General features: G+C 39.2%; 12 protein-coding genes. 5 read left to right on the forward strand and 7 right to left on the reverse strand.

Going from position 1 to position 12,398, the window contains the following annotated elements; all coding sequences use genetic code 11:
• The first annotated feature begins 101 nt into the window (after nt 1–101).
• The gene (locus J4N25_RS22525; RefSeq protein ID WP_207424072.1) at nt 102–992 is read left to right on the forward strand and encodes a DUF8457 domain-containing protein; all 891 of its coding nucleotides are present in this window, start codon (nt 102–104) and stop codon (nt 990–992) included.
• Here J4N25_RS22525 and rodA read toward each other — a convergent pair.
• The 6 genes from rodA to purH all read right to left on the reverse strand — a co-directional run bounded on the left by rodA (nt 985) and on the right by purH (nt 8,590).
• Nucleotides 985–2,244, reverse strand: coding sequence for a rod shape-determining protein RodA (gene rodA, locus J4N25_RS22530; RefSeq protein WP_207424073.1), 1,260 nt, complete (start codon nt 2,242–2,244; stop codon nt 985–987). The two genes, J4N25_RS22525 and rodA, sit on opposite strands and share 8 nt — an antisense overlap.
• Nucleotide 2,245: 1 nt before the next feature.
• Nucleotides 2,246–4,381, reverse strand: a complete 2,136-nt coding sequence (gene mrdA / locus J4N25_RS22535) for a penicillin-binding protein 2 (RefSeq protein ID WP_207424074.1) — start codon at nt 4,379–4,381, stop codon at nt 2,246–2,248.
• A gap of 2 nt (nt 4,382–4,383) precedes the next feature.
• Nucleotides 4,384–4,899 (reverse strand): rod shape-determining protein MreD, encoded by a 516-nt coding sequence (locus J4N25_RS22540; RefSeq protein ID WP_207424075.1) that lies wholly within the window; start codon nt 4,897–4,899, stop codon nt 4,384–4,386.
• Entirely contained in the window at nt 4,896–5,798 is a 903-nt protein-coding gene (mreC, locus tag J4N25_RS22545) for a rod shape-determining protein MreC (RefSeq protein WP_369410877.1), read from the reverse strand. Before mreC ends, J4N25_RS22540 begins: the two co-directional genes overlap by 4 nt.
• 13 nt (nt 5,799–5,811) lie before the next feature.
• Nucleotides 5,812–6,834, reverse strand: coding sequence for a rod shape-determining protein (locus J4N25_RS22550; protein WP_207424076.1), 1,023 nt, complete (start codon nt 6,832–6,834; stop codon nt 5,812–5,814).
• Nucleotides 6,835–7,063: 229 nt separating this feature from the next.
• On the reverse strand, nt 7,064–8,590 hold the full coding sequence (gene purH / locus J4N25_RS22555) for a bifunctional phosphoribosylaminoimidazolecarboxamide formyltransferase/IMP cyclohydrolase (RefSeq protein ID WP_207424077.1): 1,527 nt from the start codon (nt 8,588–8,590) through the stop codon (nt 7,064–7,066).
• Between the two features lie 137 nt (nt 8,591–8,727).
• On the opposite strand from purH, the gene J4N25_RS22560 reads away from it, so the two are divergent.
• From J4N25_RS22560 to J4N25_RS22575, 4 genes are all read left to right on the forward strand, one after another.
• Nucleotides 8,728–9,261, forward strand: a complete 534-nt coding sequence (locus tag J4N25_RS22560) for a DUF3575 domain-containing protein (protein ID WP_207424078.1) — start codon at nt 8,728–8,730, stop codon at nt 9,259–9,261.
• A 110-nt stretch (nt 9,262–9,371) separates the two neighbouring features.
• Nucleotides 9,372–10,781, forward strand: coding sequence for a 23S rRNA (uracil(1939)-C(5))-methyltransferase RlmD (gene rlmD / locus J4N25_RS22565; RefSeq protein WP_207424079.1), 1,410 nt, complete (start codon nt 9,372–9,374; stop codon nt 10,779–10,781).
• A gap of 44 nt (nt 10,782–10,825) precedes the next feature.
• Complete coding sequence (locus J4N25_RS22570) at nt 10,826–11,218, forward strand: hypothetical protein (RefSeq protein WP_207424080.1); 393 nt, start codon at nt 10,826–10,828, stop codon at nt 11,216–11,218.
• A 50-nt stretch (nt 11,219–11,268) separates the two neighbouring features.
• Nucleotides 11,269–11,775, forward strand: a complete 507-nt coding sequence (locus J4N25_RS22575; RefSeq protein ID WP_207424081.1) for a phosphoribosyltransferase family protein — start codon at nt 11,269–11,271, stop codon at nt 11,773–11,775.
• Here the strand turns inward: J4N25_RS22575 and J4N25_RS22580 are convergent.
• Nucleotides 11,763–12,275 (reverse strand): shikimate kinase, encoded by a 513-nt coding sequence (locus J4N25_RS22580; RefSeq protein ID WP_207424082.1) that lies wholly within the window; start codon nt 12,273–12,275, stop codon nt 11,763–11,765. The genes J4N25_RS22575 and J4N25_RS22580 overlap by 13 nt on opposite strands.
• Between the last annotated feature and the right edge of the window lie 123 nt (nt 12,276–12,398).

Raw genomic sequence — 12,398 nt, forward strand, 5'->3', positions numbered from 1 at the left:
ATGGAAGCCATAGGGATTGTTGAAATTTTGCTAATTCTACCAAATTTTCTCTAAGTTTGATATGCAATAGCATATTACTAACACACTTACTTATTCTGTTCATGATACATCAAAAAGAGATTTTTAAGAAAATTGGATCTATAGTAGTGGAGATAAACGAACAATATCAATATCTTTCTGAAAATCCTGAACAATTGAATGACCTCGAATTGGAATTATTCTCGGCTAATGCGGATTTCCTTTCAGAGCACGTTAAGATATTACGAAGGATTAATAAGGAAGGAAGGCCGGTGCCTAAACCTGCAGAAGAAAGGACTGTCGAATCAAATAAAATTTCTCCTCCCCCTTTCATTGCTCCGGTTACAAACGAGTTTAAACCTCCGGTCGATGTTGCAGAGAAAAAGGAACAGGCTGCGATTGAACCAAGACCTTCGCTAACCCTTTTCGAGCCTCCTGTAGAACATGAGCCAATAGCAGTTGTAGAGCCTCTATCCGAAATAACAGAGATTGCCCCCCCAATAATTGAAGAAGAAAGCACTGCTGTTCCAATAATTGAAGATAAACAAGAAGAAATCACCCTACCAACACCGGTAACTGAAATAGTGGAGGAACCGGTAGTTAAGGAGGTGGTTATTCCACAAAAAGTCACTACCATTGATGTTGTAGAATCAGCAGGTCCTACTCCTACTTTAAATGATCTGATCTCTGCGCAAAAAGCCCAGTCTATTCAAACAGCTCAGTATAGTTCTCAGCCTATTACCGATCTGAAGACAGCAATAAGCCTTAATGATAAATTATTATTTATTAAGGAGCTTTTTAACGGCTACAGTTTGGCATATAGCGAGGCTGTTGAAATATTAAACCGTTTTGAATCATTTGAGATAGCCGAAACATTCCTCAAGACTAATTACTCGGCAAAAAATAACTGGCCTGCAAAGCAAGATACAGTAGAGAAGTTTTACGCTATTTTACAAAGGAGATATACTAGATAAGTCCCATTCTGTTTGAGTCGAGCCTCAGTAGAATAAATAGCAGGATAGTAAAACTCCATAGGGATGATCCTCCATAGCTTAGGAAAGGTAAAGGAATACCAATTACCGGAACAAGACCGATGGTCATCCCTATATTTATAAAAAAGTGGAAAAACAGGATAGAGGCTACGCCGTAACCGTAAATGCGGGAGAAGCTTGCTCGCTGGCGTTCTGCAACGTTAACGATTCGAATTAGCAATGTCAAATAGAGCCCCACAACGACCAAACTCCCAATAAAGCCCCATTCTTCACCTACCGTACAGAAAATAAAGTCGGTGCTCTGCTCCGGTACAAAGTCATACTTGGTTTGCGTGCCCTGAAGATACCCCTTGCCCCATAAACCTCCCGACCCTATTGCTATCTTAGACTGATTAAGGTTGTACCCTTGGCCCCGAGGGTCGTCTATTTTACCAAGAATAACATCAATACGGTTCCGTTGGTGTGCCTGCAGTACATTCTCATAAGCAAAATCCACACAAAAGATAAAAGCTATGGAAATTATTACACCTGAGGCAATTACAGTGATAAGGTTGCGGTTTCGCTTGTTAAAATAAATACCTAGCGCGCCAATAATCAACAAGGCTGCAATTACCAGAAACTTGTTGAACATTATAGATAAAATAAACAGAGCAATAAAGAGCACCCCAATAACCAGGAAATAACCCGACAAGCCTTCCCGATAAAGTACGAATACGATCGATGTGAAAGTTAAAGCTGAACCAGTGTCGGGCTGAAGCATAATAAGCCCCATTGGAATTAAAAGGATAATAGAACTAATGATCAAAGTCTTGGAATCATTGAGTTTTAAATTATTAGTACCCAAATATTTAGCAAGAAGCAGACAGGTGGAAAATTTAGCAAATTCTGAAGGTTGTAGCCTGAAACTTCCTATTGGAATCCATGCCTGGTTTCCTCCAACATTTCTTCCTATAATTAGCACCAGAATCAGTAGTAGGAGAGTAATTCCATAGAAGACTGGCGCTATCGAATTAAAAAACTTGCTATCCATTAACAAGATAAGTGAGCCAAGCACTATAGCTCCCAAAAGAAATACAAATTGCTTTCCGTAGTTCGTATCCATATCCCAAATGCTCGGATTAGCTGGATCATAAACAGCGGCATGGATATTAAACCAACCAATGACACACAAAGCCAGGTAGATCAAAACAATTACCCAATCAACATTAAAAAAAAGGCTTCTTTGATCTTTCATGTTATTTACCTGGACCAGGTCTAGCTGTTGTTACTTTGGATTTTACCTTTGATGTATCTTTTCTGCTTTTACCACCTTCTACCGGTGATGCAGCCGGGTTTGCCAGCGACCTTATTGGAGTTTTATTTTTCAAGCTATCTTTACCTGCTACTGCTCTACCCCCTACGTCTTTCTTGACTGTATCTTTTTTAGCATAAGCAAGATAGATTGCTTTTTTTAAGCTGATTATTTTTTGCTTATTCTTAATACTGTCCTTCTGCAGAAACTTCAAAGAATCAAGTAATTTACTTCTCTTGTCCTGAGGCTTCATTCCGGGCAGCATTGGCAACAGGTTGGCATTCATATATCGCTTTGCATCAATACCAGACGGTCTTCTTGTAATAGAATCCCGTAAGTACTTTTCTACCACAAAGCTAGCAATTGGCGCTGCCCATGATGCCCCGTATCCTGCATTTTCAACTACCACGGCGATGGCAATCTTGGGATTTTCACGAGGAGCAAAGCCAACAAAGACGGAATGGTTTTTCCCTCGAGTCTGAACTGTTCCCGTTTTCCCGCAGAAGGAAATACCAGGAATCCTAGAGGCAATAGCAGTACCACTTTCAATTACCTGATGCATACCCTCAATTACTGGTTCAAAATATCGGGAATCCACACCAACCTGATGTTTCACCTTAAACTCTGGCTTTACAATATTCTTGTTTCCTATGCTTTTGATTAGGTGAGGCGTATAATAATAACCCCTGTTAGCGATAATACATTCGGCATTTGCCAACTGTAAAGGGGTTGCGAGGAGCTCGCCCTGCCCGATGGCCAGGGAAATTATGGTGCTGCTTCGCCATCTGTTTTTTCCAAAGATTTTATCGTAGCGCTCATCCTTGGGCACAAGACCCCTCTTCTCATTAGGCAAATCGATATTTAACTTTTCTCCCCATCCGAAGCTGTTGATATGTTTGCGCCAGTCGTTAAAAGCGTAGCGGATATTCTTCGGACCGTTCCTATTCATTAATCGATCGAAAACGTAGCAGAAATAAGTATTACATGACATTTTAATGGCTTTTGTCAGATCTGTTGTTCCATCTACGTGTTCACATCGCACCCAGTGATTTCCTGCCCGATACCCCCCAGGACAATAGAAGGTTGTATTAGGCTGAATAAGTCCCTCTTGTAATGCAACCAGGGCGTCCATAGGTTTGAAGGAAGAGCCCGGAGGATAATACGCCTGAATGGGACGAATTAAAAGCGGTGTATAGGGGTTTTTATAAAGGCCGCTCATATTTTTACCCCGTTGACGACCAACGAGTAGGTTGGGATCATATCCAGGGCTACTTACAAACGCCAGTATTTCACCAGTTGCAGGTTCAATCGCAACGATACTTCCTACCTTATTTTTCATCAACTTTTCACCCAACTGCTGAATGCGCAAATCGAGCGACGAAACAAGACTTTCTCCTGCAACAGCCAAGGTATCATACTTACCATCTGCATAGTGACCTTTTGGACGATTAAATGCGTCTACCATGAGGTTCTCCACCCCTCTTTGCCCCCTTAATAGCTCTTCGTATGCCTTTTCTACCCCTGTTTTCCCAATATAGTCTGAAGGACGATAAAAACCACCTGATTTTTCTATTTCCGCATCATTAACTTCTCCAATGTAGCCAAGGAAGTGGCCGGCAAGACTGTCTGGATATCTCCTCACAGACCTGTTCTGCACATAAAACCCTTTGAATTCCTGTAAAGATTCCTGGAAGCTGGCAAAGGTTATAGCAGAAATTTGCTTTTCAAAAATTGACGCGCGATAGGGTGAATAGGTTTTTGCCTTTAAGAAGCGCTTATCAAATCCAGCCTTATCAATTCCAATAAGACGGCAAAACTCCAACGTATCAAAGTCTTCCACTTCATTTGGAATAACCATTAAGTCGTACACAGGTTCGTTCTGAACCAATATCTTTCCATGCCTGTCCAGAATCACCCCGCGGGCAGGATAAATAATCTTTTTTCGTAGTACGTTATTGCTGGCCGATAAAAAGTAGCTTTTATCAATAACCTGGATATAAAAAAGCCGTGAAAGTAAGACGAGGGCTATGAATATAAAAATCCCCTGGATAACAAACCGACGTTCAAAAAAACTATTCATTTTTAGCGCTCTTTCTTACGGAAGAAGATAAACTCTGACAACAGGACTAAAACTATTGTCAATATAGAACTTAAAACCACTCGAATTAGTGTGTACTTGATGTCAGAAAAAGTAAATGTTTCGAGCAGGAATAATGTGAGATGATGAAATAGCGTAAGAATTAGTGTATAAAAGAAAAACCATCTGAAGCCCATAATCCCTAGCTTCGGTTCCGGCTCGGTTTCAAGTCCCTGCCTTTGCACGGTTAGGTTGATGAACACGGTTCTTACAAAAGCGAGCACACAACTTGCGGCAGCATTGATCCCTAAGGTGTCGTAAAACGTATCAATTGTTAAGCCTATTAAAAATGACAGAACAAACAAAAGTACGTTCGGTGTTTCAAAAGGGAGTAACAGAACAAAGAGGATATATAAAAAGGGGGTAGCTAGATTGTAATAGCCGATATTCTTTAACAGAAATACCTGTATAAAAACGAGAACAACAAAGCGAATTAAATTATTGATAATTACTCTGATCATTTTGCAGGCTGTAATGCTTCTACTTGTTCCTGTTCTGCAGCTAATAAATTATTAACTACGTACACATAACGCAATGTGGAAAAATCTGTACTTAACTGGACTTCTATATTCAAAAAGCTTTCCCCTCCTTTTACTCCGGTACGCCTTATTCTCCCGATCGGTATTCCACGAGGGAATCGAGTAGAGAAGCCTGAAGTAATTATATGTTCACCCTTATTAACCTTTACATGATTAGGTATATCTTTTAGTAGAGCAATTTTAGGATCGTAATTCTCCTCGCCCCAGGTTAAAGAACCAAAAGCATTGTTCTCCTTAATACAAGCGCTTATCCGCGTATCGCTGTGTAAAAGTGATTGAACAGTAGCATAATTAGCAGAGACGTTCAATACGAGCCCCACAACCCCTGTAGGACTGATTACTCCCATTCCTTTTTTAATGCCGTGTTTCCGGCCGCGATTGATCGTAATGGTGTTATCCTTATGATGAATTGAATTGTTGACAACCTCTGCTACGATATAGGAATACTGTTGACGTTGAGCCGTATCAACAATATCTCTTCTTACGATACTATCTGAATAAAAAGCACTCTTCATCTCGCCCCTTAATCTTGCGTTTTCGGCAGCAAGACTATCATTAACCACAGCAAGATTCAAGTAGGTATTAAGGTAATTAGCAGTTTCGTAAGCTTTCCCTACGATCTGGTTTGAGGAATTCAATACGCTTGCTCTTTGAAAAGAGTTATTCTTAACAAACAGGACTATTGAAATTGAGAAAAAAATTATGAAAAAGAAAAATGCGTTATACTTACTTAGGAAAAGCCAAAGATTACGCATGTTTTTATAAGGATTGAATGAGTGAATGAGAGATGAATGAATAGGCTCTTCACTCAGGTCTCTCATTCATTCATTGTAATTATTGCATTAAGAATTTATAACCGTGAATATTTTTAAGAGCGATACCAGTTCCACGAACAACAGCACGCAAAGGATCTTCAGCCACGTGAACAGGCAGTTTGGTTTTTGCAGCTACGCGTTTATCTAGGCCACGAAGGAGAGCTCCACCACCAGTTAGATAAATACCTGTCTGATAAATATCAGCTGATAATTCAGGGGGGGTAATCTCAAGAGCTTTTAGTATAGCTTCCTCAATTTTAGATATTGACTTATCCAGGCAATGTGCAATCTCAGTGTAAGAAACCGTTATCTGCTTCGGAACACCAGTCATCAAATCCCGTCCCTGTACTGCAAAGTCTGCCGGTGGATCCTGAAGTTCAGGAAGTGCCGCACCTACCTCAATTTTGATTTTCTCAGCAGTTCGTTCACCGATCATTATATTATGCTGGCGGCGAATATACTGCACAATATCACTATCAAAGTTATCTCCTGCTACACGTATAGATTGATCACAAACAATACCGGAAAGAGCAATAACAGCGATCTCCGTAGTTCCTCCACCTATATCGATAATCATATTACCCATGGGTTCTTCTACGTCAATACCGATTCCTACTGCCGCAGCCATTGGTTCATGTATAAGGTAAACCTCTTTTGCACCGGCAATTTCAGCAGAATCACGTACTGCGCGCTTTTCTACTTCAGTAATACCTGAAGGAATACAGATGACCATACGTAAAGAAGGGAAAAACCACCCTTTACCTTTGTTAATCATTTTGATCATCCCTCTGATCATATGCTCTGCCGCATTGAAGTCGGCGATTACACCATCTTTCAAGGGACGAACTGTACGTATATTTTCGTGTGTCTTACCTTCCATTTGCATCGCCTGCCTACCGATAGCAATAACTTTATTAGTGGTGCGATCAAAAGCGACAATAGAAGGCTCATCAACTACTACTTTGTCATTATGTATGATAAGGGTATTTGCAGTACCAAGGTCAATTGCGATTTCTTGTGTAAACCAGTTAAATAAACCCATTAAAGAAATGTTAAACGTTTTTAATAAAGGTGCAAACTTACGTATTTTTTTTTGCCTTTAAATTTTGCTTAAACTGAAGTATGATTTTTTTCCAGGCTAATTTCAGGCAGAAGTTCTACTGTTTTTCTTATTAACAGAGGTAAACGTAATTTTGGTCAAAAAGTTATCAAAGGTTATAAACAATTAACCCTCTTAATCTGATAATTTAAGAGGGTTAACGTTTTATTTTTTAGTGTTTGAAATGTCGAACTCCTGTTACTACCATTACAATTCCTTTTTCATTGGCTTTATCAACTGAAAGCTGATCTTTAATAGATCCCCCAGGTTGAAGTACAACACTTATCCCTGCATCCGCTGCTATTTCAACGCAATCGGGGAACGGGAAAAAGGCATCAGAAGCCATGGCGGCACCGGTTACATCAAATCCGAAAGATTTTGCTTTTTCTAATGCCTGACGTAAGGCATCTACACGCGAAGTTTGTCCAACACCGCTAGCCAGCAACTGACCGTTTTTAGCTAATACTATAGTGTTTGACTTAGTATGTTTCACAATTTTATTAGCGAAGTAAAGATCTTCCAATTGTTGAGCTGTTGGCTTAACGTCCGTTACCGGAGTCATTTGCTCAGGACCTTCAACTGTTGCATCCTTATCTTGCTCGATAACTCCGTTTAAAAGCGTTTTGAATAATCTTTTTGGTAATTCAACTTGCTTTCTCTCAAGCAAAATCCTGTTCTTCTTCTCCGTTAGAATTTGTAAAGCCTCTTGAGTGAATGAAGGAGCAATTAAAACTTCAAAGAAAAGGTTGTTGATTTCTTTAGCGGCCTCCTCATCAAGTTCACGATTGGTTATAATGACACCTCCAAAGGCAGAAACAGGATCGCAGGCTAAAGCAACTTTCCATGCTTCAGTAAGATTACTTCTAGACGCTACACCACAGGCATTGGTATGTTTAAGGATAGCGAAAGTTGGCTCTGTAAACTCGTCGATCAAAGCAACTGCAGCATCAACATCTACAAGGTTATTATAAGAAAGTTCTTTACCATTATGCTTAGTGAACATCGCATCTAAATCACCGTAGAAGTATCCTTTCTGATGAGGATTTTCTCCATATCTCAACGTTTGCGCTTTCTGCTCGCTTTGTTTAAACACTGTTAAAGAATCTTCTTGATTAAAATAATTGAAGATTGCAGTATCATAATGTGAAGAAACATTGAAAGCTTTTTTAGCAAAAGCTTTCCGCTGCTCTAAAGTTGTACTACCATCACTTTCACTAATAATTTCAAGAAGATTTGTATAATCACTTTTAGATGCAATGATCACTACATCCTTAAAGTTCTTGGCAGCTGCTCTGATCAAAGAGATTCCGCCAATATCAATCTTTTCTATAATGTCTTGTTCAGGCAGACCAGCCTTAACCGTTTCTTCAAAGGGATAGAGGTCAACAATTACCAGATCTAGCTCCGGGATTTCGTATTGCTCTGCCTGAGCAACGTCCTCCTGTAAATCTCTTCTGGAAAGTATTCCTCCAAAAACTTTTGGATGAAGTGTCTTCACCCTTCCTCCCAAAATGGATGGGTATCCTGTTAAATCTTCTACAGGCACTACATCGCATCCTAAGTCTCTAATAAACTTTTCTGTTCCACCAGTAGAGTAAAATGTTACTCCAAGCTCGTTTAACTTTTGAATAAGAGGTTCCAGGTTGTCTTTGTAATAGACTGAAATTAAAGCGTTTTTTATTTTAACAGGATGGTTCATTGAGTGAAATTTTGAAGGCGCAAAGATAAAATTTTGAAAGGAAATATTTTTTTAAAAATAAAATTGTAGCACTCCTCTGAATTTCATCGTCATTGCTTTCAAACATGTATTAATTAACTATTAAATTTTATTAAAAAATGAAAAAACTCCTTCTTGTCACAGCTCTAACTATTAGCATTTTTATCAGCAAATCTTTCGCACAGGACGCAACAAACACAATTAAGATCAACCCATTGTCCGCTTTATTCAGAACTGGTTCGGTATTCTTCGAACATAAAGTTTCAGAAAAATCTTCGTTCCAACTAGGTGCTGCCTATACTGGTTTAAAATTAAGTGATACTAAATTTTCGGGTTTTGCGCTTACCCCTGAATACCGAATATATCCAAAAGGTAATGCTCTTAGTGGATTATATCTTGGGCCCTTTTTAAGGTATCAGAACTACACTGTTAAAGACGATAATAATAAAGGAACCTATTCGTCATTTGGAGGCGGACTGTTAGTCGGCCGTCAATGGGTCTATAATAGTGGATTTGTGTTGGATATATTTTTTGGACCAGCATATAATTCAGGAAAAGTTAAGGCTGAAGATGGAAGCGGAAAGCCTGAAGTTAGCGGAAGCATTGATGGTTTCGGACTTAGAACAGGAATTGCTCTGGGATTTGGATTCTAAGTATTAAATGACAAATATTGAAGGAGGCATCGGCCTCCTTTAATGTTTGTTGGATTTTGAAATAAAACATTTCTGCTCTTCTCATTACCATTCTGTAATTTTGCGGCCACATGAAAAGAATCCCGGCTGAGAAAAAGCATATTCAGAATATTACGGTAGTAGACATTGCGGAAGAAGGAAAAGGTGTTGGTAAAGCTGACGAACTTGTGCTTTTTATAGAAAAGGCAGTCCCTGGTGATGTAGTAGATGTTGAACTTTTACGAAAGAAGAAAAACTTTGCTGAAGCAAAAGTTTCTCAATTAATTAAACCTTCTGAATATCGCACTCAGCCTTTCTGCCCGCACTTCGGTATTTGCGGTGGCTGCAAATGGCAGCATATGACTTACGACGCACAATTGGTTTATAAGCAAAAAAGCGTTGTCAACTCTCTTGAAAGGCTTGCGCGGGTTGATACCTCTATCATCGAACCAATATTGCCTTCCTTCGAAACACGGTATTACAGAAATAAGCTGGAGTTCACTTTTTCTAATAAGCGATGGCTAACTGACGAGGATATTCAGGGAGGGGACAATCAGGAAATGAATGCTCTGGGCTTTCACGTCCCTCTACGCTTTGACAAGATCCTTAATGTTGAGACTTGTTATCTTCAAAGTAACCCATCCAATGAAATAAGGAATAACATCCGCAACTTTGCACTTGAAAACAGTATTTCTTTTTACGATCTAAGAGCTCATGAAGGAGCCCTTAGAAACCTTATTATCAGAACAGCCACAACGGGGGAATTAATGGTAATTGTAGTGTTTGCCTATGCAAGCGAAGAGGAGGTTGAAAAAGTGATGGGCTTTGTAAAAGAACGTTTTCCTAAAATTACTTCCCTCCTATATATTCTGAATCAAAAGAAAAACGATACTATTTTTGATCAGGAGATCAATGTGTACTCGGGACGAGATTATATTTTTGAAGAGATGGAGGGTCTAACTTTTAAAATTGGTCCTAAATCTTTTTATCAAACCAATTCCCTTCAGGCATATGAGCTATATGCAATAACAAGGGCCTTTGCAGGCTTTAAAGGCGATGAGCTGGTATATGACTTATACACAGGAGCGGGAACAATAGCAAACTTTGTAGCCCGGGGGGTAAAAGAAGTGGTGGGAATTGAATACGTTCCAACGGCTATCGAAGATGCAAAGATTAATTCTGGAATTAATAACATCACAAATACAACCTTTTATGCCGGGGACATGAAAGACATCCTGACAGCAGAGTTCGTTGAAAAACACGGAAAACCGGATGTAATCATCACAGATCCGCCAAGAGCAGGAATGCATGCGGATGTTGTTTCACGCTTGCTAGAGATAGAATCTCCAAAGATTGTTTATGTAAGTTGCAATGCAGCTACCCAAGCTCGTGATATTGCATTACTTAAGGAAAAATATTCGGTCACAAAGATTAGACCTGTAGATATGTTCCCCCACACACAACATGTGGAGAACGTTGTTCTATTGGAGTTAAGCCATTAAGGGAATGTGTAAGGGTAGAAGTGTTTAGAAAGGATAAAGTTTTTATGGAACTAAATGAATTATTAAACCAGCCAGGAGACGGAGAAGCTCCAAAAAAGGAGAGCCCTTTAAAAAGTCTGGAAAAAGATTTGAAGCTATACAGTGAATCAATAAAGGAAGTTTCAACTGAAATTATGGTGGAAGGACTTTCAGCTTACCCTATTTTTATTGCGCATCAGCACGAGGTAAAGGTAGGAGAACCTATCCTGGACCATAAAGAGTTAAATACTATCTGGTCAATAAACGCCTCTTATCTTGAGGAATTTATTGAAAAAGGAATAATTCATCCAGAAAAAAAAGATCGTTTTATTAAACAATTCAAAAGCGCAGAAGACTTTATGTGCCTCTTTGTTATAGTACCGGAAGGTGCAAACTTCGTATTTTTCCCGTATCAATAAATGATTTTGTAATTCATTTCAATTATCTATTTTTCAGAAATTTTTAGAGGATGCCTGATAAGAAAATTTTAATTCTTGATAATACTCAAATTCAACAGAAGATCACCCGTATGGCCTATCAGATATGGGAAGACAATTTGGAAGAAACGTCAATAGTTATTTCGGGTATTGCTGATTATGGATATATTCTTGCTGAAAGATTAAAGAAATCCATTGAGGAGATATCAGGAATTGAGGTGATTCTTATGAGAATTGAACTAAATAAGTCAAGTTCTCACTTACAGGCAGAAACAGACATTTCAATAGAAGGTTGTGCAAATAAGGTAGTAGTTTTGGTGGACGACGTTTTGAATAGCGGTCGGACTTTGGCTTATGGCCTGGGTATCTTCCTTGATATTCCGTTAAAAAAGCTTCGCACAGCTGTTTTAGTAAATAGAAGCCACCGAATTTTTCCAGTGACTCCAGATTTTACTGGTCTTGAGTTGGCTACCGTTATCAAAGAGCACGTAGATGTCCTGCTTAACGGCAACCAGGAAGACGCGGTTTACCTGCGTTGATACTCCTCTAATTTAGGAATAAAATTTTCGGGACTAATGTTGATACCTTCCACAATTATTGAAGCTTTTTTATAGAAAACTTCTCTTTCTTCAAGCTTAGAGGCTATGAACCGTTCCAGTTCTTCTCCCTTTAATCCCTGTAGAACTGGCCTTTCATCTGTTGCACTTTCTAAGCGAGTAGCCAGCGCTTTGGGTGTGAGGCAAATATAAACGGTAGCCCCCTGTTCGTTCATCCACTCCATATTATCAAAGAAACATGGTGCTCCTCCTCCAGTAGCAATTACGGAATTATCAGGGACAGTAGTTTTTTGAAGAACCTCTCTTTCTTTTACTCGGAAAGCGGTCTCACCGTACTCCTTGAAATATTCAGGAATGGTTATGCCTGCACTTTGTTCAATAGATTTATCAAGATCAATAAATCTAAAGCCGAGCTTTGAAGCTAGTTTTTTTCCAAAGGTTGTCTTGCCGCAACCCATAAATCCAATTAAAAATATTTTCAAAACTTATCGTGTCTTTTTTAAATTAACTTATGTTACCTCAACCCAGTAAAACCAATAGCTTTTAGGTGAAACGCAGCTATATTGTGCCTCTGAGGGGAATAGCCTACCACGTGGAACAATATC

Source organism: Desertivirga brevis (assembly GCF_017355835.1).

What these genes read in the sequence shown, in the direction of transcription:
- J4N25_RS22525 (WP_207424072.1), top strand. Translation starts at nt 102, where the DNA reads ATGATACATCAAAAAGAGATTTTTAAGAAAATTGGATCTATAGTAGTG.
- J4N25_RS22550 (WP_207424076.1), bottom strand. Translation starts at nt 6,834, where the DNA reads ATGGGTTTATTTAACTGGTTTACACAAGAAATCGCAATTGACCTTGGT.
- rlmD (WP_207424079.1), top strand. Translation starts at nt 9,372, where the DNA reads ATGAAAAGAATCCCGGCTGAGAAAAAGCATATTCAGAATATTACGGTA.
- J4N25_RS22560 (WP_207424078.1), top strand. Translation starts at nt 8,728, where the DNA reads ATGAAAAAACTCCTTCTTGTCACAGCTCTAACTATTAGCATTTTTATC.
- J4N25_RS22570 (WP_207424080.1), top strand. Translation starts at nt 10,826, where the DNA reads ATGGAACTAAATGAATTATTAAACCAGCCAGGAGACGGAGAAGCTCCA.
- J4N25_RS22540 (WP_207424075.1), bottom strand. Translation starts at nt 4,899, where the DNA reads ATGATCAGAGTAATTATCAATAATTTAATTCGCTTTGTTGTTCTCGTT.
- mreC (WP_369410877.1), bottom strand. Translation starts at nt 5,798, where the DNA reads ATGAGAGACCTGAGTGAAGAGCCTATTCATTCATCTCTCATTCACTCA.
- purH (WP_207424077.1), bottom strand. Translation starts at nt 8,590, where the DNA reads ATGAACCATCCTGTTAAAATAAAAAACGCTTTAATTTCAGTCTATTAC.
- J4N25_RS22575 (WP_207424081.1), top strand. Translation starts at nt 11,269, where the DNA reads ATGCCTGATAAGAAAATTTTAATTCTTGATAATACTCAAATTCAACAG.
- mrdA (WP_207424074.1), bottom strand. Translation starts at nt 4,381, where the DNA reads ATGAATAGTTTTTTTGAACGTCGGTTTGTTATCCAGGGGATTTTTATA.
- rodA (WP_207424073.1), bottom strand. Translation starts at nt 2,244, where the DNA reads ATGAAAGATCAAAGAAGCCTTTTTTTTAATGTTGATTGGGTAATTGTT.